This is a genomic window from Rhodoferax sp. TS-BS-61-7 (assembly GCF_002943465.1).
Lineage (GTDB): Bacteria > Pseudomonadota > Gammaproteobacteria > Burkholderiales > Burkholderiaceae_C > Allorhodoferax.
The window spans coordinates 276,246-297,917 of sequence record NZ_PTQY01000004.1 but is presented as its reverse complement, the minus strand read 5'-3'; the positions used below and the strand labels follow the sequence as shown (position 1 = coordinate 297,917).

General features: G+C 62.6%; 20 protein-coding genes. 18 read left to right on the top strand and 2 right to left on the bottom strand.

From position 1 onward, the window contains the following. The first annotated feature begins 1 nt into the window (after position 1). The 3 genes from C5F53_RS13050 (at position 2) to C5F53_RS20705 (ending at position 2,332) form a co-directional block, all read left to right on the top strand. Positions 2 to 1,240, top strand: a complete 1,239-nt coding sequence (locus C5F53_RS13050; RefSeq protein ID WP_105261794.1) for a type II secretion system F family protein — start codon at positions 2 to 4, stop codon at positions 1,238 to 1,240. Between the two features lie 3 nt (positions 1,241 to 1,243). After that, complete coding sequence (locus tag C5F53_RS13045) at positions 1,244 to 1,759, top strand: hypothetical protein (RefSeq protein ID WP_105261793.1); 516 nt, start codon at positions 1,244 to 1,246, stop codon at positions 1,757 to 1,759. Between the two features lie 192 nt (positions 1,760 to 1,951). Beyond that, entirely contained in the window at positions 1,952 to 2,332 is a 381-nt protein-coding gene (locus tag C5F53_RS20705) for a prepilin-type N-terminal cleavage/methylation domain-containing protein (protein WP_105261948.1), read from the top strand. Between the two features lie 44 nt (positions 2,333 to 2,376). On the opposite strand, the gene C5F53_RS13035 is transcribed toward C5F53_RS20705, so the two are convergent. Continuing rightward, on the bottom strand, positions 2,377 to 4,506 hold the full coding sequence (locus tag C5F53_RS13035; protein ID WP_161499932.1) for an O-antigen ligase family protein: 2,130 nt from the start codon (positions 4,504 to 4,506) through the stop codon (positions 2,377 to 2,379). A gap of 169 nt (positions 4,507 to 4,675) precedes the next feature. Between C5F53_RS13035 and C5F53_RS13030 the strand changes: the two genes are divergently transcribed. The 13 genes from C5F53_RS13030 (at position 4,676) to C5F53_RS12975 (ending at position 17,895) form a co-directional block, all read left to right on the top strand. Then, positions 4,676 to 5,194 (top strand): Tfp pilus assembly protein FimT/FimU, encoded by a 519-nt coding sequence (locus tag C5F53_RS13030; protein WP_105261791.1) that lies wholly within the window; start codon positions 4,676 to 4,678, stop codon positions 5,192 to 5,194. After that, a complete protein-coding gene (locus tag C5F53_RS13025; RefSeq protein WP_105261790.1) occupies positions 5,187 to 5,639 on the top strand; it encodes a prepilin-type N-terminal cleavage/methylation domain-containing protein in 453 nt (150 codons plus the stop codon). The genes C5F53_RS13030 and C5F53_RS13025 overlap by 8 nt, the downstream gene beginning before the upstream one ends. After that, a complete protein-coding gene (locus C5F53_RS13020; protein WP_255413709.1) occupies positions 5,636 to 6,490 on the top strand; it encodes a prepilin-type N-terminal cleavage/methylation domain-containing protein in 855 nt (284 codons plus the stop codon). The genes C5F53_RS13025 and C5F53_RS13020 overlap by 4 nt, the downstream gene beginning before the upstream one ends. Further along, the gene (locus tag C5F53_RS13015) at positions 6,487 to 6,858 is read left to right on the top strand and encodes a hypothetical protein (RefSeq protein WP_105261788.1); all 372 of its coding nucleotides are present in this window, start codon (positions 6,487 to 6,489) and stop codon (positions 6,856 to 6,858) included. The genes C5F53_RS13020 and C5F53_RS13015 overlap by 4 nt, the downstream gene beginning before the upstream one ends. A 1-nt stretch (position 6,859) precedes the next feature. Continuing rightward, positions 6,860 to 10,360, top strand: a complete 3,501-nt coding sequence (locus C5F53_RS13010) for a LamG domain-containing protein (protein ID WP_201740846.1) — start codon at positions 6,860 to 6,862, stop codon at positions 10,358 to 10,360. A gap of 168 nt (positions 10,361 to 10,528) precedes the next feature. After that, entirely contained in the window at positions 10,529 to 11,620 is a 1,092-nt protein-coding gene (locus C5F53_RS13005; RefSeq protein WP_105261787.1) for a pilus assembly protein PilM, read from the top strand. Between the two features lie 8 nt (positions 11,621 to 11,628). Further along, complete coding sequence (locus C5F53_RS13000) at positions 11,629 to 12,291, top strand: PilN domain-containing protein (RefSeq protein WP_105261786.1); 663 nt, start codon at positions 11,629 to 11,631, stop codon at positions 12,289 to 12,291. After that, positions 12,288 to 12,902 (top strand): hypothetical protein, encoded by a 615-nt coding sequence (locus C5F53_RS12995; protein WP_105261785.1) that lies wholly within the window; start codon positions 12,288 to 12,290, stop codon positions 12,900 to 12,902. Before C5F53_RS13000 ends, C5F53_RS12995 begins: the two co-directional genes overlap by 4 nt. A gap of 26 nt (positions 12,903 to 12,928) precedes the next feature. Continuing rightward, positions 12,929 to 13,360, top strand: coding sequence for a hypothetical protein (locus C5F53_RS12990; RefSeq protein WP_161499930.1), 432 nt, complete (start codon positions 12,929 to 12,931; stop codon positions 13,358 to 13,360). Then, on the top strand, positions 13,357 to 15,108 hold the full coding sequence (locus C5F53_RS12985; protein ID WP_146097354.1) for a pilus (MSHA type) biogenesis protein MshL: 1,752 nt from the start codon (positions 13,357 to 13,359) through the stop codon (positions 15,106 to 15,108). Before C5F53_RS12990 ends, C5F53_RS12985 begins: the two co-directional genes overlap by 4 nt. Then, the gene (locus tag C5F53_RS12980; RefSeq protein ID WP_105261782.1) at positions 15,108 to 16,007 is read left to right on the top strand and encodes an ExeA family protein; all 900 of its coding nucleotides are present in this window, start codon (positions 15,108 to 15,110) and stop codon (positions 16,005 to 16,007) included. The genes C5F53_RS12985 and C5F53_RS12980 overlap by 1 nt, the downstream gene beginning before the upstream one ends. After that, positions 16,004 to 17,125 carry a hypothetical protein gene (locus C5F53_RS20270; RefSeq protein ID WP_161499929.1) on the top strand — a complete coding sequence of 374 codons (1,122 nt, stop codon included), beginning with the start codon at positions 16,004 to 16,006 and terminating at the stop codon, positions 17,123 to 17,125. The genes C5F53_RS12980 and C5F53_RS20270 overlap by 4 nt, the downstream gene beginning before the upstream one ends. A gap of 8 nt (positions 17,126 to 17,133) precedes the next feature. Then, positions 17,134 to 17,895: an ABC transporter substrate-binding protein gene (locus C5F53_RS12975; RefSeq protein WP_161499928.1), complete on the top strand. Its 762-nt coding sequence runs from the start codon at positions 17,134 to 17,136 to the stop codon at positions 17,893 to 17,895. Positions 17,896 to 17,958: 63 nt separating this feature from the next. Here C5F53_RS12975 and C5F53_RS12970 read toward each other — a convergent pair whose 3' ends face one another. Next, positions 17,959 to 19,503: a YifB family Mg chelatase-like AAA ATPase gene (locus tag C5F53_RS12970; RefSeq protein ID WP_105261780.1), complete on the bottom strand. Its 1,545-nt coding sequence runs from the start codon at positions 19,501 to 19,503 to the stop codon at positions 17,959 to 17,961. A gap of 251 nt (positions 19,504 to 19,754) precedes the next feature. Here C5F53_RS12970 and glnK point away from each other — a divergent pair, with 251 nt between their 5' ends. Continuing rightward, a complete protein-coding gene (glnK, locus tag C5F53_RS12965; RefSeq protein WP_094476942.1) occupies positions 19,755 to 20,093 on the top strand; it encodes a P-II family nitrogen regulator in 339 nt (112 codons plus the stop codon). Between the two features lie 20 nt (positions 20,094 to 20,113). Beyond that, a complete protein-coding gene (locus C5F53_RS12960; protein WP_105261779.1) occupies positions 20,114 to 21,631 on the top strand; it encodes an ammonium transporter in 1,518 nt (505 codons plus the stop codon). The last annotated feature ends 41 nt before the right edge of the window (positions 21,632 to 21,672 follow it).

Here is a 21,672-nt window from a genome sequence, read left to right as displayed (position 1 = left end):
CATGGCCGTTTATTCCTGGCGCGGCCGCAACAACCGGGGCGAGGCCGTCAACGGCCAGCTCGAAGCCTTGACCGAGGGCGGTGTGGCGGATCAGCTGCTGTCCATCGGTGTCTCCCCCGTGCACATTGCGCTGGCCGAGGTCAAGGATGAGAAGTCCACCGGTTCGGTACTGGCCTGGCTCAACCGCAAACCCGTGGTGGTGGAAGACCTGCTGATCTTCTCGCGCCAGATGTACACCTTGAACAAGGCGGGCGTGCCCATCCTGCGCGCCTTTGCCGGGCTGGAAGCCTCGGCCACCAAACCCGCCATGGTGGACATGCTCAAGGACATCCGTGCCAGTCTGGACCAGGGGCGCGAGCTGTCTGCCGCACTGGCGCGCCATAGCGACTTGTTTGGCGGGTTTTACATTTCCATGATCCGTGTCGGCGAGATGACCGGGCGGCTGACCGAGGTGTTCTTGCGCCTGACTGAGCACATGGAGTTTGAACGCGATGTGCGTGAGCGCATCAAGCAGGCCATGCGTTACCCCCTGTTTGTGATGATTGCCATGGCGATTGCCGTCGTGATCCTGAACATTTTTGTGATCCCGGTGTTCGCCAAGGTGTTTGCCGGCTTCAACACCCAGCTGCCACTGATCACGCGCGGGCTGCTGGCCTTCTCTGGCTGGATGATTGCCTGGTGGCCGATGTTGTTGGTGCTGGTGGCGGGCTCGGTAGTGGGCGTGCGCGCCTACCTGCGTACGCCCGAGGGGCGTTACCGCTGGGACTCCCGCAAGCTCAAGCTGCCCATCGTGGGCGACATCATTCTGAAGGCCACGCTGGCGCGTTTTGCGCGCAGCTTTGCGCTCTCTAGCCAGAGCGGTGTGCCGCTGGTGCAGGCCCTCACCGTGGTGGCACAAACGGTGGACAACGCCTTCATTGGCAGCCGTATTGAGCAGATGCGCGATGGCATCGAGCGCGGCGAAAGCATCTCGCGCTGCGCGGCAGCCACGGGCGTGTTCACACCCGTGGTGCTGCAGATGATCAATGTGGGTGAAGAGACTGGCGAGCTGGACAACCTGCTGTTCGAGATTGCCGCCATGTACGAGCGCGACACCGACTACAGCATCAAGGGCCTGTCGGCCTCCATTGAGCCCATATTGCTGGCCGTGATTGGGGTGCTGGTGCTCCTGCTCGCGCTGGGCGTGTTCCTGCCTTTGTGGAACATGGGCCAGGCCGCCATGGGCCGAGGCGGCGGCTAGGCCGTGGCCGCGCTGCGCCCCGCTGCCCAGCCGTCGCCGGTGTGGAGTGCGCGCCTCACCGAATGGGGGGTGATGGTGGCGCTGGTGATTATTTTGGGCGCGGTGTTTGCCCACCAAGCGCGCGAGGTGCGCGGGCAAGCCGAGCTGGCACAGATCAAAAGCACCTTGGGAGCCTTGCGCACCGCGATGGTGGTGGCGCACCTGGAAGAAGCCGTGAACAGCACCCGTGCAAAGAGAGCACTTGTGGTGCAAGCACAACGCAATCCTTTTGCTGCGCTGCAGCAGCTGCCCCCCAATTACGCGGGACTGGCCAGTCCGGACGCGTTGGCCGCTCTGCCGGGCGGCAGTTGGGTGTTTGACCCCGAGTGCAGCTGCATTGGCTACCGCCCTACCGAGGCCGCCTGGCTACAGTCCCCCGAGGGCGTGGGGGCCATGTGGTTCCGCGTGGCATCCCTCAACGGGCCTCTGCAGATCACCGCCCAGCAGCCCTATGTGTGGATGGGGCATACGGTTGACTGAGAGACAGTCCATGCCTGCAAACGGAACAAAAACGCGGAAATGGTGAGTTAGCTCACACACTTAGGCCGCAAACTTCATGCACAACAATAGTTCATTGCAATAGAATTAATTCGTCATGCAACGATCGAGATGACGTTGGGGGCCCTGCCAACCGGCAGCGCTGCAAGATTTTTCAAACGAAAGGCGGACAACATGAAACAAGTACAACGCGGCTTTACGCTGATTGAATTGGTGATGGTCATTGTGATTTTGGGCGTGCTGGCCGCCGTGGCTATTCCGAAGTTTGTGGATTTGAAGGGTGATGCCGTGATTGCATCCACGCAGGGCGTTGCTGGTGGACTCTCTTCTGCATCTGCAGTGAACTATGCAGCACGTAGTGCTAAAGGAACTGCGACTGGGGTTGCAATCAGCAATTGCACGAGTGTTCCAAATGCACTCCAGGGCGCTTTGCCGGCGGACTATCAAGTTACCGCTGCCGTTGTTGCTGCCGGTGCCACGGTCAACTGTGAATTGAGAAACACCTCTGTGTCACCGAACGTTACCGCGTCGTTCTCGGCAATCGGTATCAACTGATTTCTTTGAATGGCCTCCCAAAACCGCCCCGTTGGGCGGTTTTTTTATAGCTGTTCGCGGTAGGGGGAAGGGACCTGCCTTCGGTAGTTGGACACCTCCCCCTGGGGCGCCGCCTGCAGACCGCGTTGGAATGCCGCCAGCGCACGGTCCTCAAAACCTTTGCCAGCGTCTGCAAACACTTTCCCAAGCCGGAAGTAACTGTCCGCCGCCGTGTCCGGCCAGGTGTTTGCACGCAAGGTGAGGCCCTGCTCGACCAGCGCCCATTGGCGCTTCCGCTGCCCCAGGCTGTAGGCCAGCAAAACCAGGTCGGGCTCCACCACACCCTGGTCCAGATACGCCGCCAACTTATTGACGGCTTCTTCCTCGTGTCCCGTGCGGCTTAGCGCCACCAGCTCCATGGCCCGCGTACGCGGGGTGTTGGGTTGCAATCTTTCCAGTTCTCGCCATGCCGCCAAAGCGGGCTCTGCCTGTCCGAGCTCTGCATGCGCCCGCACCAGATTGCTCCACACATTGGCAATATGGGGCCGCGAGTGAGCAATGCTTTCCAAAACCGCGGCAGTCGTTCGCCAATCTCCCAGGCTGGCCAACTGCTCCGCGGGAATGGATATCAGCTTGCGGTAGTCGCTGTTGATGGCCAGGCCGGACTGCAACAGAGCGACGCCCTGCGTGTGCCAGTGTTCGGAGACTGAGGGGTCGCTGGTCTTGCGCCGTTCCGCCTGGTTGAGGGCATAAATGCTGCGCATGATCAGTGTTTCAGCGCGCATGGCTTGCACCGCAATGCTAAGGGTCAGCAGGCTGGCACCCACCAAGCCCGCACCCATCAAGGTGCGTGCGCCAAACGCCAAGTGGCGTGTGCCGCCTCCTAGCGAATCGGGCAACACCAAGCGTCGGTCTGTGCAAGCCAGCAACCCCAGGCAGATTGCCAGCAAGGCCCCTGTGCCCGCCAGTCGCCAGGGGAATCCCGCCAAGCTGACGACCAACAGCGCCAGCAAGCTGGTTAGTGCAATTGCACGCAAGGGGGCGTCCGGGGTGCTCAGGGGCAGCCGCCAAGTGTTGCGCGCCGCCGCCAAAAGATAGGCCAGTAGCACAGCGAGTACGCCTCCGCCAACCGGCAATCCGTACTCGGCCAGCAGTTGCAGGTATTCATTGTGGGCGTAGTAATCGGGCTCTTCGTCTGCAGACGGCCCTTGGAACAGCGGTATGTAGACCTCCCATGCGCCAGCTCCTACACCCAGCCAGGGTTCGCCCATGAGCATGCGGGCGGTGCCCTTCCACATCATGCTGCGGTAGGAAAAAGATCCCTCGACGTACTCCGTCTTTTCGGCCATGCTGGCTGCGCGCATCCAGCTGCGGTTCAAGGCGTTTTGTCCCAGGCTCTCTGGATGCTGGGAGTGAAGGCTGCCCAGGGCCAGCACGTCAATCACCCCCACGATCAGCACAGCGACCAATGATCTCTTGCTCCATTGCCCCCACGCGAGCTGGCTGCGGTAGCGCCACAACACCAACAGGAGTGCTGGTGTGATGCACAACAAGGCCAGGAGCGCGGAGCGGGTGCCGGTTGCCATCAGTGCAACCACTTGGAATGCCACGAGCAAGGCCATGGGTTGGCGCCAAGCGGGCTTGGAGGTCTGCCCCAGTGCCAACACGGAGAATGGAAGCGCGCATACCGCATACTCCGCAAAGAAGTTCCTGTTGGCGAATGTGGACGCGGGTGCTGCCGCCTGCGGAAACCACTCCAAATTGCCCCAAAACTGCGCGGCTGCCCAGGTACTCGCACCCACTGCCCCCCAGTGGATGCCCCAGACCAGGCGCATCCAGTGGCCGGGATGCGCGGCCTGCACTACCAGCCACATCAGCAGTCCCAGCACAGCCCAGCGCGCCGCCTCCACGCCCGCCAGGTAGGTGTGCGACCACAGCATGCTGCCCAAGGCATAGGCCATCAAGGCCAGTGGCAGCAGCAAAATGCCGTGCCACTGAATGGTCAGATAGTCCTGCTTGCGCTGCGCCCACCACCATACCCACAGGCCCGCCAGCGTGCCGGTGCTGACGATGGCGGACTTCAGTGTGTCTTGCAGCACCAGCTCTGAGGGCATGCCCGCTATGGGTACCAGTGCCAGCATGACGGCCAGCACCCCAGTGACCGCGCGGGAACCACCCGAGTCTGCAGGAGTCACAAGGCTGGCTGGCGGTGCGGGGGGTGAAGAATTCGGCACGGGGGTCATGGATTGGTTAAGCTGTGCGCCTGCTGCGTTGGACCGCACATTGTCCGCCAAAAAAGTGATTAAATAGGGCTCTGCGCAGCGTGGATATTGCGCGAACAGCTAGTAAAAACATAGCAAACAAATGAACTTCCAGCCTGTGATTACCCGATGGTTGGCCGCACCCGCGGTGCGACAGCGCGGCCTATTCCAAGGCGGCTTCACCCTCGTGGAGCTGGTGATGGTGATGGTGATGCTGGGGGTACTGGCGGTGTTTGCGGCGCCGCGCGTGTTCAACCGCAGTGACTTTGAGGCTCGCGGGTTTCATGACCAGACCCTGGCGGCCCTGCGCTTTGCGCAGAAGACCGCGATTGCGCAGCGCCGAGTGGTTTGCGTGGCCTTCACTATCAACACGGTGACCCTGACGCGTGCCTCGGTGGAGGCCAGCAATGTTTGTGACACCGCAGTGGCGGGGCCGGCTGGAGAGCTGGTGCTGCAGGCGCCGGTGAATGTAGCGTTTACGGCCGCGCCTGCCGCTTTTCGTTTTGATGGCCTGGGCCAGGCGCTGCCGGCAATCGCGCTTCCTTTGGTGCGCAGCATGCAGGTGGTGAATGCGGGCCGCACCATCACGGTGGAAGAGGTGACCGGTTATGTGCATGACTAAGCGCTCGCATCGAGGCTTTACCCTGCTTGAGCTGATCTTCTTCATTGTGGTGGTGGGCACCGGTTTGGCCGGCATTCTGGCGGTGTCGGACCAGGTCGTACGCACCAGTGCCGACCCCATGCTCACCAAGCAGTCCGTGGCGTTGGCCGAGTCGCTGATGGAAGAGATTCTGCAAAAAGATTTCGCCAATCCAGTGGGCGGCTATGGAGGTGCCAATCGTGCCCTGTTCGATGACGTGGCCGACTACAACGGCTACACCACTGCTGCCGGCATGGTGGATGCCCAAGGCACTGCGATTGCTGCGTTGGCAAGCTACAACGCCTCACCTGCGGTGGCTGTGCTGGCCGTGGCCAACTGGAATGGCATACCGGCCTTGCGCGTCACGGTGTCGATCACCGGTCCTGGGGGCACGGTATCCCTGGTCGGCTACAGGAGCAACAATTGATCCCCCGGTCTCGACCATTCCATCGTGCACAGGGGTTCACCCTGATCGAATTGATTATGGTGATTGTGATCATGGGCGTGGTGGGGGGGATGGTGGCGGTGTTTATGCGCAACCCCATCGAAGCGTATCTGGCCAGCGGCCGCCGCGCCGGTCTCACGGATGTGGCGGACACCACCTTGCGGCGCGTGTCACGTGATTTGCGCGTGGCCTTGCCCAACAGCATTCGTACCCCTGCAGCGCAGTGCATCGAGTTCATTCCCACCAAAACCGGAGGCCGCTACCGTACCGAGGAGCTGGTGGCGGGGGACAACACAAGCCTGGACTTTTCAACGGCGGACACCGCGTTCAACCTGCTAGGCAGCAATAGCGCCTTGCCTGCGGACCAGCGCATTGCAGCGGGCGATCTGGTGGTGGTGTACAACCTGGACGTGGCCGGTGCCACAGCATATGCCAATGACAATACGGCCACCGTGTCGGGGGCACCGGTGGTGGCGGGCACACCGCCTGAAACCTCGATTCCGATCAGCGCCAAAAAATTTCCCCTGGCCTCTGCCAGCAACCGCTTCCATGTGGTGCCCGCTGCAGAGCCAGTGGTGGGCTATGCCTGCCCTGGCGACGGCACGCTGCGCCGCTACGTGCGCAACCTGCCGTACCCGGCACCTGCGGCGTGTCCGACCGCCGCGGCGCTAGCCGCATCGCCAAGCCTAGCGCGCAATGTCACGGCCTGCAGCTTTGTGGCCGCGGCGGTGGACCTGCAGCGCAACGCACTGATTTCGCTGAGTGTGCAGATTACTGACTCGGCGGAAACTGTATCGCTACAAAGCGAAGTCCATGTGAGCAGCACGCCATGACCACATCGCGGTTTCAGCAGGGGTTTGCCGCCATGGCCGCATTGTTTTTGCTGGTGGTGCTGGCGGCTCTGGGTGGATTTATGGTCAGCTTTTCCAATGCACAGCACCTCACCCACGCCCAGGATGTGCAGGGCACGCGTGCCTACTGGGCGGCCCGTGCCGGGTTGGAGTGGGGCGTTGGCATCGTGATGCAGAACAACGCCTGTCCGGCGGCTATCAATAATCTGACGATTGAAGGATTCAATGTGGCGGTCACCTGCACCTCTGATACTTATGTCGACAGCGGCAATCGGGTGATTTACCAGTTCCGGGCCACTGCGGCAGCCGGCAATATAGAACGCAGTGTTTCCGCTGCCATGGAGCGATGAGATGCACATTCCGACACTTGCGGGTTTGATCGGTCGCGGGCTCCGGCATCTGGGCGTTGGGGCGGTGATGCTTATGCTGGGGCTAGGTGCCGTGGCGCAGACCTCAACCTACGCCTACCGCTCGGACACGTTTGCGTACGACACGCCCTCGGGCACCGCGGCCAGTGTGGCCTGGCATGCCAGCGGAGCTTCACCAGCCTGTACCTCCTATCCGAACGGGGATGACGATTGGGCCGACATTACTTTCCCGGCCGGATTCACTTTTACGTTTGGCGGTGTCAACTACTCCAGTGTGAGGGCCTATTCCAACGGCATATTGGCTTTTGGCGCCGATGTGTCGGGTTTTCACCGGGATTACACGCCGCAGGCCCTGCCCATCACCGCTGCCGGTGCCGCTTTCACCGGCTGTGCCAATGCCGTTCCCAGCAAACTCATGATTGGGTATTGGGTCGACATCATTGCCGGCACGGCCAGCGGCATTACCAATGCGTCCGTCAAGCATGAGCTTCTCACCGATGGGTCGGGGCAAAAGCGATTTGTGATCACCTGGAACAACGTAGCCCTGTACGGCAATGCGGGCACTCGTTACAGCTTTCAGATCGCTTTGTATTCCAGTCTCAGCGGCGTGAATGGGAATTTCCGCTACCAGTACACCACCGGCTCCACCACCGGGGTGGGGGCGGCGGTAGGTGTGCAGCTCAGTACCACCGACTACACGCAATACGCCTATAACCAAAACTTCATTGATACAGCGGTGGGGACGGCCATTCTTTGGTATCCGGCCAATCAGCTGGCGGGCAAGAGCGCCGAATACCGTTTTGACGAAGGGGTGTGGTTGGGTGTGGCGGGGGAGATCAAAGACACCTCCGGCAATGCGCAGCACGCCAGCAAAGTTGGGCTCAGTTCCAGTGTCGCGGCGGGCAGGTTGTGCCGGGGCGGTAGTTTTACCAACAACACCCTGAACCTGACGGTGGATGCCGTATCCACGCCCATCGTTCCGGTCAACCGTGGGGCGGTCAGTTTTTGGTTTAAATCGAATGCGGCGTGGAACTCCGCAAACGCCATGCTGTTGGATGCAACCACCACGGCGGCGCAGCCTTTTTTCCTCATGAAGCGTTCTACCGGTGCCCTGCGTTTTGCGGTCACAGACAGTGGCGGAACGGTGCGCACGGCGGAGACCTCCACGGCGTACACTTTTGGCGCGGGCACTTGGCACCACATTGCCGTGAGCTGGGCCTTTACGCCGGGTACCAACCAGACGGTGCAACAAATCATTGTCGATGGGGTGCTGGCCAACACGACCGGCACCACGCCCTACCGCACCACCACCACCGGCGCCATTGCAACCCCTGGCACGCTCTATATCGGAGACAACCGTACCTCGGGCGTACTGCCCAACACCGGGTCAGCCAATGGTGCCAACGGCACGATTGACGAGGTGTATATCTACCCCATCGACATCAATGCCACCCAGGCCGCGGCCGACATGGCGCTGACACGCCCTGTGTGCACCTCGCTGGATCACTTTCACATCGTGCATACGGGGGAGCAGGTGGGTTGCGGCGGTGCAGTGGCCAGTATCACCGTGGAGGCCCACGATGCCACGCACGGTCTGATCAGCCTGGCGGGTACCACCATGCAGATGTCCACCAACACCGGGCATGGCAACTGGTCCAGTGTCTCCACGATCAACCCGGTGGTGAACTCCGGCAGCGGCAATGGCAGCTACACCTTCAGCAACGAGTCCACCGTGGTACTGGGCTTGTCCAATACTTTTTTAGAAAGCCTCAACATCAACCTCAACTCCGGCGGCATCACCGAGAGTTCGGGAACTGCCGCCGTGTGTGTGTCGCAGGACTACACCGTGGGCACCAGCTGCGATGCCAACCTGAACTTTGTCGAGGCTGGGTACCTGTTTGACGTACCCAACCATGTCGCTGAAATCAGCCAGTCTGTGACGGTAAGAGCGGTCAAAAAGTCAGACAGCAGCGCTGCCTGTGTGCCGGCCTATGCCAACACCAGCCGCAGCTTGAGCTTTACCTGTGCCTACACCAACCCGACCACCGGCACCCTGCCAGTGCGGGTGGGCGGCAGTGCCTTGAATGCCGCAAACTCAGCCACCTCCGCCTGCGATGCCACGGGGCAGGCGGTGAGTTTGGCATTCAATGCCACGGGTGTGGCTACCACCAGCGTGCAATACGCTGATGTGGGGCGGGTCACCCTGTCGGCCCAGGAGACTACCGCTGGCGTCACCATGACCGGTTCTGACATCTTTATTGCAGCCCCGGCCAAATTCGCTTTTAGTGGCATCACCCCGGCACCGCTCAAAGCCGGGGTGAACTTCAGTGCCACGGTGTCTGCGCAGAACAATGTGAACGCTGCGACCCCGAACTTTGGCAAAGAAACTTCCCCAGAGAGCGTGGTTCTGGCTTTTGCCAAGGCCTCCCCCACGGGGGTGGGGGCGTCCAACGGCAGTTTCTCGGGCGCATTGGGCACCTTCACCGCGGGTAGCGCAACTGCGAGCAATTTGAACTGGAGCGAAGTGGGCACCATCGATCTGAGCGCCACGCTGAGCAGTGCCAGCTACCTGGGGAGTGCTATCACAGCGACAGGCAACACGGGCACTGCAGGCGCGGTGGGCACCTTTGTTCCAGACCACTTTGCGACGCTGGTCACTCAGGGGTGCGCAGCAGGAAGTTACTCCTACTCTGCGCAGCCCTTTGCATCGATCGTGCGTGCCCGTAACCGTGCCGGCAATGTGACCGTGAACTACGATGGAACGGCCAATACCACCCCCACTTTTGCCAGGGTGGTGACTTTGTCTGATGCGAATGGCCTGGTGGGGGGCATGGTGCCCGCCACATTGGCTGCATCGAGCTTCACTGCGGGTGTGGCAACCCTGGCGCCTGTGTTTACCTTTACCAGCAAGACCACGGCTCCGGGGGCGCTCAAGCTGCGTGCGACTGACACGGATGGCGTGTCTTCTGCCACGGGGACCGATGGCACAGCAGCCACTGCTACCGAGGGCACGACCGAAATTCGTAGCGGACGTGCCCGGCTCGCCAACGCCCTGGGCTCGGACCGGCTGGATTTGCCCATGGTCTTTCGCGCCGAGTACTGGGCCAGCGCCGCCAGCGGCTGGGTTACCCACACGGCAGACAGCTGTACAACCGCCGCATTGGCTTTGACTGCGGTGGGGACCCCCGACATCGTGGCAAACACCTGTGTCATGGAGGCGGGCAACAACAGTGGCGCTGGTTGTGCTGCAGCCCCTTCGGTGGCCGGCCGCAGTTATCTTGAGGGTGGGGTGGCTGGTTTTGCGGGCGACTTCAATCTTTGGCTCAAAGCCCCGGGTGCGGGGATCGCAGGCTCCGTGGATGTCACGGCCACCGTGCCGGCCTGGTTGCAGTTCAATTGGACCGGTACGGTTGCCAACCCCAAAGGGCGCGCTACTTTTGGCGTCTATCGCAGTCCCTTGCTGTATCGCCGGGAGAACTATTGAATCTGGTCCAGTATTTCTCAATTCATGTGAAATACTGCCTCCGAAGGCTGTCATGATTGCGCAACCAGCTCATTAAAATGAGAGCAAGTCGCTCTGCCTGTCACCTCACATGATCGAAGCAACGCTCCACCACACACTGCCTGCTCCCGCCCGGAGGGCCCGCTAACCATGCGCTGGCCGTGGCAACGCAAGTCTTCCGGTGACCTGTTGATCGTGTCGTGGGCCGACCAAACCCTGGCGTATCTGCAGGCACGCCCTGCCGGCAAAGGATATGAGGTCACCCGCGTGGGGGTCGAGCGCCAAGGCATCGACAGTCGCGAAGACTTGGTGCACCGCCTACAGGCCCTGGGGCTCAAGGGCTTGCGTACCCACATCATGCTGCGCCCAGAGCAGTACCAATTCCTGCAGATTGATGCCCCCGCCGTTCCGCCGGAGGAACTGCGCTCCGCCGCCCGCTACCAAGTGAGAGAGCTGGTCGATGCCCACCTGGACGACATCACTCTGGACGTGATGCGCCTGGGTGATGGCCAGGAAAAAGGCCAGGCACACCTGTTTGTGGTGGCTGCCAAAAGTGCCGTGGTGCGCGACGCCATGGCGCTGGCCGAGGCACTGCATTGGGATGTGAGCGTCATTGATGTGCAGGAAACCGCACAGCGCAACCTGCAGAGCCTGGTGGCCCAGAGTGAAGGCCGCTTGGAGCGGGCTACGGCGGCGCTGGTGCTAACCGATAACAAGCAGGCGATGTTGACCATCAGTGCCAACGAGGAGCTGTATTACACCCGCCGCCTGGAGTTGCAGGAAGGCTTTATGACCATGGCCTGGGGGCAGGGCGATGCTGCTGCTCCCACCGAGAGTTACACCCCGGTCAGTGAGTACGTGCCCGACTACAGCGTGGGTGGCGTGGCCTACGGAAACGACTACTCCGATGCGCGCGGTGCGTCTGCTGTGGGCGGTGCTGCTGCCAACAGTGGCGCGCAAGCGGACTACGAGCGCGCCCAACGGCTGGTGGTTGAAGTGCAGCGCTCGCTGGACCTGTGGGAGCGTTCCTGGACCCAACTGCCCCTCGCTGGCGTGCGTGTTTTTGCTGGTGCGCGTTCGCAAGAACTGGCTGAATGGCTGAGCCGTGAAATTGGCCAAACCGTAGGCGTGCTGGACGCCACCCCCCACCTCAAGGGGCTGACGCCCGCTGACACAGCCGATGCCGCGTACTGCTTGCCTTTGGCTGGCGTGCTGTTGCGCACCGAAGGCCGTACTCTGTAGAGCCCGCCATGCCGCAGCAAATCAATCTGTGTACCCCGCTCCTGTTGGCGCCCAAGCGCTATTTCTCTGCGCAAACCATGGTGCAAGCCCTCACCATCTTCGTGGTGGTTGGTGGTGTGCTGTGCGGTGCCTGGGTCTGGAACCTGAACCGTGCGGCCACCGGGCTGCAGCAGCTCATGCAAACCCAGGCCAAGGAGCTGACGGATCTCAAGGCTGCATTGCAAGCCCATGCGGTCAGCGCTGCCCCCTTGAGTCCGGAGCTGCAAACCCAAGTGCAAGACGTGCGCGCCCAGGTGCAAGCCCAGCAAAAGGTGCTGCTGGCACTGCAAGACGGTCGCATGACATCCGGCTCCGCGCACTCAGACCGTCTGGTCCTGGTGTCGCGCAGTATTCCCGGGCAAGTCTGGGTCACCGGTGTGGAGGCGGACGCAACGCGTTTCGAAGTAGCTGGCTACACGTTGGAGCCTTCTGCCCTGAACGAATGGGTCAACCGCTTGTCCTTCAGTCCCTTGATGCAGGGACTGCGCCTGGCAACTGTGAAAGTGCAAAGTGCGCGTCTGCTGCCGGTAGCTGCTGGCACCGCGCCTGCTGGGCGTGAGGTCTGGTCCTTCACCCTGGTGAGTGCCCAGCCGACGGCCAAGGCTGCACCTGCCAAAGGGAGTACCCCATGAAGCAGTGGTGGTTGCAGCAAAGTACGCGCATCAATGCGCTGAGCTTGCGCGAACGGGCGTTCATATTTGTCTCGCTCATCGCTCTTTGCCTGGCCCTGGCCGATGCGCTCTGGTTGTCGCCCGCCATGGGGGCACACCAACTGCAAGCCCAGCAGCATGCGGCACAAAACGCCGAATTGCAGCGCTTGCGTACCGAGTTGCAAAGCACGCCTACGCCGATCGATGTGAACTTGCCCCTGCGCACCGAGCTGGCGGCGCTGCAGCAACAATTGGCTGAAATACAGAGCCAGGTGGCCGCGGCCGCGGGTGGCAGCAGTCCGGCCCTGGAACCCGTACTGGCGGAGTTTTTGCGCCGTCGCCCCGGGCTGAGTCTAGTGTCCACTGCCACGCTGGCCGCCGATGCTGCCGCGGGCAAAGACGCTGCGGTCACTGGCGTCGTCCGCCGCGGTGTCGAACTCAAGGTGTCTGGCCCCTATACGGAGCTGGTGAAGTATGTAACGAGCCTGGAACAGGCCTTGCCCAATTTGCGCTGGGGCCCCATGCAACTGCGTAGCGAAAAGCAGCCGCCCGAGCTGACCCTGCAAGTGTTTGTACTGGAGGTGCAGCCATGACGCGGATGGGGCGCGGTGCAGCGCGCATGTTAGCGGGTGCTTGCATGCTGTGGCTGGCGTGTCTGGTGTCTGCCCAAGAGTTGCGCGACCCCACGCTGGCACCGCCCGAGGCCAACACGCTTCCCGATGAGCCTGGCAAAGTGGCCCCAGCCCCTGCAACGGCCGTGGTGGTACAGGATGGGAAACCCTATTTGGTGGTGGGCACGCGGCTGGTGGCGGTTGGTCAAAAAGTTGGCAATGCGAGGCTGGAGCGCATTACTGAAACTGAAATCTGGTTGCGTGAGGGCAAACAGATCACCAAACAATCACGCTTCAGCGGCATCCAGCGCAGCGTTGCCAAGCCCTTGGGCCCCTGCAAAACACCCGTCGCCAAATCCGGCATCCGAACCAAATCATCGTCTGCGACCGCCAAGCAAGCCGTGACACCCGCAGCTCCCTGCGAAGGAGTGCAACCGTGAAGTCCCGCCCCATGAATGAATTTGACACGTCCACCCTGACACCCGTGCTCCGCCCCCCGCTGGCTCTGTGGTCCCTGCTGGGGGTGAGCCTGCTTAGCGGCTGCGCGGCGCTGGACCGCCCTTTGCGGACCCCTGATGTGAGTGCCGCGGTGCGTGCCGAGCTTCCGGCTCCCATGCCTACGACGGTCGTGCCAGCCAAGGTATCCGACGCGCTAGCCGAGCCCGCAGCGCCTCCCGTGGCCCTGCCACCCGAACCCCGTTTGGACTTGCTGGTAAACAATGCGCAGGCGCGTGAGGTGTTTTTGGCCATCGTGGCCGACACCCGCTACAGCATGCTGATGCACCCTGACGTGTCGGGCACGCTGTCGGTCACGCTACGTGGTGTCACGGTGACCGAGGCGTTGGAGGCGATTCGCGATGTTTATGGTTATGACTTCAAAGTCGATGGCCGTCGCATCACTGTGTATGCACCGACCTTGCAAACACGAATTTTCACCATCAACTACCCGACCTCCTTGCGCTCGGGCAGCAGTGAGCTGCGTGTGTCTTCGGGCGCCGCACTGCAAAGCTCTGCGACCGGTACCACGGCCTCCAGCAGCAATGCCGGCACAGCAGCACAGCAGCCCGAGAACAGCCGCGTCTCCACCACCTCGCGTTCCGATTTTTGGGGTGAGCTGGCCGCCTCCGTACGCAGCCTGGTGGGTACCGGCGAAGGACGCAATGTGGTCTCCAGCCCGCAGGCCGGCATTTTGGCCGTGCGCGCCATGCCAGAAGAGCTGCGCCAGGTCGACAAGTTTCTGAAAGCTACCCAGGCTTCGGTGGAGCGGCAGGTCATGCTCGAAGCCAAAGTGGTGGAGGTGGAGTTGCGCGATGGTTACCAGAGCGGTGTGAACTGGGGCGCCATGGGCAGTGATGTGAACGGGCAGGCCGCCGTGGGCGTCATTGGCAGCGGTGTTTCCAGCACCAACGCGTTTGTGCAGGGAACCACCACCATCAACGGTGCAGTGGCTTTTCCGGCCGTTGCCAGCGGTGGTGGCCTGTTCGGCTTGGCACTGGCCACCAGCCAGTTTGGTGCAGTGCTGGGTTTCCTGGAAACCCAGGGCGATGTGCAGACCCTGTCCAGCCCGCGCTTGGCGACGATGAACAACCAGAAGGCTGTGCTCAAGGTGGGGTCGGACGATTTTTATGTGACCGCCGTCACCAGTGGCAGCACCTCCAGCAGCGGTTCTTCCAGTTCGGGCACGACGACGACCATGCCCACGGTCACTCTGACGCCGTTTTTCTCAGGCATCTCGCTGGACGTGACCCCCCAAATTGACGACGGTGTGAATGTGACCCTGCACGTGCATCCCTCACTCACCACAGTGACCGAAAAAACCAAACAGGTGGACCTGGGCAGTGTGGGCAACTACCGCCTGCCGCTGGCGTCGAGCGCGGTGAATGAAACCGACACGCTGGTGCGTATCCAGGACGGCAACATTGTGGCGATTGGTGGTCTGATGCAACTGGAGTCCAGCCGCAACGCATCGGGCATTCCGGGTACCACCGGCATGCCGGGCCTGGGCGCCCTGTTTGGCAACCGCGCCACGCAAGGCCGCAAGAAAGAAGTGATCGTGCTGATCAAGCCCACCATCATCCGCACCGCGGCCGACTGGGACGCTCAGGGCCGCCGCGCCCGTGCCGCGCTGGACGACATGGACGCCACCCGTGCCCGGGTGATCCAGATCGACGGCAACCAAGCCAAATAATGTACCTGGGGCACTTTTCGCTGCGGGAGGCCCCGTTTTCCATCACACCGGATACGGATTTTTTCTTCGCCCACGAGGGCGCGCAGGCCTCACTCAACATGCTGCTGGTGGCCTTGCGCAGCGGTGAGGGCTTTCTTAAGGTGGTGGGCGAGCTGGGCTGTGGCAAAACCGTGCTGTGCCGCCAACTGCTCAAGACCCTGCAGGGCGAGTGCCTGACGGCCTACATCCCCAACCCGAATATGGGCCCGGACGAGCTCTTGCTGGCCCTGGCCACCGAGCTCAAGCTTCCCATCACCTCACCGCCCCAACGCCACCAGATCATGGCCACGCTGAACCAGTGCCTGCTGGAGCAGGCCGCACAGGGGCGCCGGGTGGTGGTGTGTATCGACGAGGCGCAGGCCATACCGGTGCGTACCGTCGAGAGCCTGCGCCTGCTTTCCAACCTGGAGACCGAAAAACGCAAGCTGCTGCAGCTGGTGCTGCTGGGCCAGCCAGACCTGGACGACAAGCTGGCGCGGCCCGAAATTCGCCAGCTACTGCAGCGCATTACTTTCAGCGAGTACCTGGGCCCCATGCAAGCCCAGCGCGTGCCGGGCTACTTGGCGCACCGCTTGCAGCGGGCCGCCTTGGGCGAGTCCACCGACACCCAGGTGTTCACGCCAGCGGCGGCTCGCGCGATTGCGCAAGCCAGCGGTGGTGTGCCGCGGCTGATCAATATCCTCGCGCACAAATGCCTGATGCTGGCATATGGGGAGGACCAGCACCGGGTCAGCGCTGCGCACGCGCGTTTGGCTGCGCGGGACACACCGGGTGTGCTGCTGCGCCGCCCTTGGTGGCGCAGCCTGTGGCCCGGAGCTGGAGCGCGTGGGCTGCGTAGCGCACAAGGAGAGTCGGAATGAGTGTGATCAACAAAATGCTGCGCGACCTGGACCAGCGCCAGACCCCGGCCGCAGGCGCTGCCGATCTGTTGCGCCGTGACACCACCAGCGTGGCCACACCGCCCACGGTGCGTCGCCGCTCACCCGCCCTGCGCTGGGCCACCGCGTTGTTGCCTGTGGCTGCCATGTTGGCTGGCGGCTTGGTTTGGTGGAGTTTTCAGCAGCAGCTCCCGGCCGCACCGTCCGTGCCCGCACCTGTCGTTCAAGCGCCTAGCCCGGCTCCTGCTGTTGCTCCTGTAGTGGAGCCTGTGCCCCCCGCACCGGAGCCCGCTGCACTTGCCTCCCCGATGCCTGCGCCCGTGGCCGTGAGCACCGTACCACCTTTGCCTACCGCACCAGCCTCTGCCAAGGCGCCACTCAGTGTGGGTTTGCGCATGGATGCGACCTTGTCCAGCCCGTCCTCCGCGCTGCCGCAGGCAACACCGGTGACCCTGCCCGCAGCTTCTGCGGTCAAAGCGGCGGTGGCGAGCGCCAGTGCCGCAGTGCCACCCACCCTCGTGGCTCCTGTGGCCGCCCAGATACCAGCCAAGCCCCCGCTGCCTGTGGCCGAGGCTGTGCCTGCGGGTGCACGCCAACAGCAGGCCGGGCGAGAGGCGCTGGCCCAAGCCCAAGCCTTGTGGGCGAGTGGCTCTCGCGACACCGCCATCAGCACCCTGCAGGAGGCGGTGGCGACGGCAGAGCGCAGCAACCAGGGTGGCGGTATTGCCAATACGCTGGTACCCATGGTCCGTGAACTCGCCCGCATGGAGCTGGCCGAGGGCCGGCCCGCCGCGGTGTGGGACATGTTGTTGCGCCTGGAGCCTTTGCTGGCCAACCAGCCTGAATTATGGGCGCTGCGGGCCAATGCGGCCCAACGTCTGGGCCGCCACCAGGACAGTGTGTTTGCCTACACCACGGCCTTGCAATCGCGCCCCAGCGAGCAGCGTTGGCTTCTGGGGGCGGCGGTGTCATTGGCCGCGTTGGGTCAAACCGCACCCGCGGCCGAGATGGCCGACAAGGCCCGCGCCGTTGGCCCTGTGAGCCGCGAGGTGCTGGCATACTTGCGCCAACAGGGAGTACCGTTGACCGACCGACCGTGAGGTTTGCGATGCGCCATTGCCTGTTTGCCGGGGCCCGGTTTCTTGCGCTCTGTGCCACTGCTTGGGGCCTGGCGCTGCCAGTGCAGGCCCAAACCGCCAGCGTGGAACTGGTGACGGGTGACTACCCACCGTTTTCCAGTGAAGAGGCCCCTGCCATGGGGGTCTTGTCTGAAGTCGTGGTGGCGGCGTTCAAGGAGCAGGGTGTTGCCGCCCAGCTGCGTTTCATGCCCTGGCAGCGCGGCTATATGGAAACCCGCAACGGCCTGCACACCGCCACCTTCCCCTACGTCAAGAACGAAGAACGCCAGCGCGACTTCTGGTTTTCCCAGCCCCTGTATCCCGACGTGGTGCGTATCTTTGTACCGTCTGAAGCCGAAGTGCCGATGGACTGGTCCGGCAAGTCCATCTGCGTGCCCCAGGGCTACAACATGGCGCGTGTGGCGCCTTTTATCGAGAGCCAGCAAGCCCGCGTGGAGCGTCCACCAGACATGCTCAACTGCTTCCAGATGCTGCAGCGTGGGCGGGTGCAAGCGGTGTGGAGCAGCGAAACGGTGGCCGAATTTGTGACCCGCGACCTGCGCCGCGAGGGGCTGCGTTTCAAGCCCCTGACCTTAGGGCTGGAGTACCCGGTGGAGCTGTACCTCATCATTTCGCGCCAGCTGCCGCAGGCGCAGCAGTGGCTGGCGCGTTTCAACAGCGGCCTGGCCCGCATCCAGAAGAACGGCACGTATGCCAAAATTCTTGCGCGGCACAAAATGCAAGAAAAATAGGCATCTAGCCCGCATGGATGCTGCGCAAACAGCTATCAATAAGATAGCGTTTATGCGACCCAGCTAACTGCTTGCACGCAACACCCGGCGGTACTGCATGGCCTCGGCCACATGGGCTAGGCCCGTGCTGTCGGCGCCGGCCAGGTCGGCAATGGTGCGGGCGATCTTCAGCGTGCGGTGGGTGCTGCGGGCCGACCAGCCCAGTTGGGCGGCCGCGGCCTGTAGGAATTTGCTGGCCGCCGCATCGAGCTGGGTGTGGGTGTCGATGGCTTGACCGTTCAGGGCCTGGTTGGGGACGCCTTGGCGTGCCACCGCGCGTTGGCGTGCGTCGCTGCTGCGGGCGCGAATGCGGTCGGTCGACTCGCCAGCCGGACTGCCCAGCAACTCGTGGGCGGGCAGGGCGGGCACCTCGATGTGCAGGTCGATGCGGTCCATCAAGGGGCCGCTGAGCTTGGCCTGGTAACGGTGCACCTGGTCGGGTGTGCAGCGGCAGCTGTGGCTGGGCGAGCCCTGGTAGCCGCAGGGGCAGGGGTTCATGGCCGCAATCAGCTGAAAACGTGCGGGGAACTCGGCCCGCCGCGCCGCCCGGGCGATGGTGATGCTGCCGGTCTCCAGCGGTTCACGCAGGGCTTCCAATGCTGCTCTCGGAAATTCGGGTAACTCGTCCAAAAACAGGACCCCGTGATGGGCCAGCGAAATTTCACCCGGGCGCGGTGGTGAACCACCGCCCACCAGGGCCACGGCACTGGCGGTGTGATGCGGGCTGCAGGTGGGCCGCTGGCCCCAGCGCTCCATGGCAAAACGGCCGCACAGGCTGCCAATGGCGGCGCTTTGCAGGGCCTCGTCGGTGTCCATGTTGGGCAAAAGCCCGGCAAACCGCTGCGCCAGCATGGACTTGCCCGAGCCTGGCGGACCTACCAACAACAATGAATGGCCGCCAGCGGCGGCAATTTCCAGGGCGCGTTTGGCGCCGGCCTGGCCTTTCACGTCGGCCATGTCGGGGCCGCGCAGCTGCAGGCCGGGTGGCGCACCCTGGATGCGCACCCAGCCCTCGGGGTCTTCTGGCAGGGCTGGCGCATCGCCGGTGGGCGGCGGGGCAAAGTGGCGCACCACGTCGAGCAGGTGGCGTGCGCGCACCACATGGGAGTCTGGCACCAGCGCCGCTTCTTCCGCACTCTCGGGCGGAAGCACCAAACGGGTGCTTACTTGGGCGGTTCGCAAGGCCAGTGCCATGGCCAGGGCGCCGCGCACCGGCCGTAGTGCGCCAGACAAGGACAGCTCGCCGGCAAACTCGTACTGGGCCAAGGCAGCTCCGTCGATCTGACCGCTGGCCGCCAGAATGCCCAAGGCAATCGGCAAATCCAGCCGCCCGGAGTCCTTGGGCAGGTCCGCTGGGGCCAAATTGACGGTAATACGTTTGTTATGGGGAAATTCAAGCCCGCTGTTCTGGATGGCGCAGCGCACCCGTTCGCGCGCCTCTTTGACCTCCACATCGGCCAAACCGACCAGACTGAAGCTGGGCAGGCCATTGGCCAGGTGCACCTCCACCGTGACCTGCACCGCGTCTAGCCCCAGCAGGGCGCGCCCCTGCACCAAAGACAAGCTCATGGACCCATACTCCCAAAACGGTGCGCCGCATCACAGTGCATGCAGTGTGTTTGCACCAATGCTGTGCATGCTGTATTTATGTACAGGTATGTTACTCCAGTCCGCGCCATTTGGGGCGCGGCCCCGCGGATTTGAGGGACTTTTAACTTGGCATGCCTTCTGCTTTATGGGGTGTATCTCCAGACGTATGGAGAGGCAGACCAGCCAGACCCGGTGTCTGTATTCAACTGTTATCAAGCTGAGGTGAACACATGAAACTCGTAACGGCCATTATCAAACCGTTCAAGCTCGATGAGGTGCGAGAAGCCTTGTCTGGCATTGGTGTGCAAGGTATTACCGTGACCGAAGTCAAAGGCTTTGGTCGTCAAAAAGGCCACACAGAGCTGTACCGCGGTGCAGAGTACGTGGTGGACTTTTTGCCCAAGGTGAAGATTGAAGCGGCGATTGACGACGCTTTGGTGGACCGCGTGATCGAAGCCATCGAAGGTGCTGCCCGCACCGGCAAGATCGGCGACGGCAAGATTTTTGTCTACAACCTGGAACAGGTTGTGCGCATTCGTACCGGCGAAACCGGCAAAGAAGCGCTGTAACCAGAAAGAGAGCCCACAACATGAAAAAATTGCTTGCTTCCCTGGCCTTGGGCCTGAGCCTGCTGACGGCCGGATCCTTTGCCCTGGCCCAAGACGCCAAACCCGCCGAAGCCCCCGCGGCTGCCGCACCGGCCGCTGCTGCCCCCGCTGATGCGGCGGCTCCTGCTGCTGCCCCGGCACCCGCCGCGGCTGAGGCGGCTCCTGCAGCACCGGCTGCGGCTCCACTGGTCCCTAACAAAGGTGACACCGCCTGGATGACCACGGCCACTGCCTTGGTGATCTTCATGACATTGCCTGGTCTGGCCCTGTTCTACGGCGGCTTGGTGCGCAGCAAAAACATGCTGTCCGTGCTGATGCAGGTGTTCGTGGTCAGTGCACTGATCTACATCCTGTGGGCGGTCTACGGTTACACCCTGGCCTTCGGTGGCGACGGTGCATTCATTGGCACACTGGACAAGCTGTTCCTCAAGGGCGTAACCACGGAATCCGTGGCAGCAACCTTCAGCAAAGGCGTGGTCATTCCTGAACTGACATTCGTGGCCTTCCAGGCAACGTTTGCCGCCATCACGTGCGCACTGATCGTTGGCGCGTTCGCCGAACGTATCAAGTTCTCCGCCGTGCTGGCTTTCAGCGTGTTGTGGTTCACCTTCAGCTACCTGCCCATGGCACACATGGTTTGGTACTGGGCCGGCCCTGACGCGATCTCTGACGCTGCGTCGCTGGAAAAAGTGGTGGGCGCAGCCGGCTTCCTGTGGGCCAAGGGCGCGCTGGACTTCGCGGGCGGCACTGTGGTGCACATCAACGCCGCGGTTGCCGGCTTGGTCGGTGCCTACGTGGTCGGCAAACGTATTGGTTACGGCAAAGAAGCCATGGCCCCTCACAGCCTGACTTTGACCATGGTCGGTGCTGCCATGCTGTGGTTTGGCTGGTTCGGCTTCAATGCCGGCTCCAACCTGGAAGCCAACGGCCTGACCGCCCTGGCCTTCATCAACACCTTGTTGGCCACCGCTGCCGCCACTTTGGCCTGGATTACCGGTGAAGCCCTGACCCGTGGCAAAGCCTCCATGCTGGGTGCCGCTTCCGGTGCCGTGGCTGGTCTGGTTGCCATTACCCCTGCTTGCGGTTTTGTGGGCCCCATGGGCGCCATCATCATCGGCCTGGTGGGCGGTTTTGCCTGCCTGTGGGGTGTGAACGGTCTGAAGCGCCTGCTGGGTGCCGATGACTCCCTGGACGTGTTCGGTGTGCACGGCGTCGGCGGTATCGTTGGTGCCATTTTGACTGGCGTGTTCGCTTCGCCTTCCTTGGGCGGCACTGGCGTGTACGACTACGTGACCAATGCAGTGGCCGAAGGCTACTCCATCGGCACCCAAGTCTGGATCCAGACCCAAGGCGTGCTGGTCACCATCGTGTGGTCTGCTGTGGTTTCCTTCATCGCCTTCAAGCTGGTGGACCTGGTGATTGGTCTGCGCGTCAGCGAAGAAGACGAACGCGAAGGTCTGGACATCTCCAGCCATGGCGAAACAGCCTACAACCGTTAATCCCCAGGATTCGGTTACGAACTAGTTTCAATTCTTCTTGA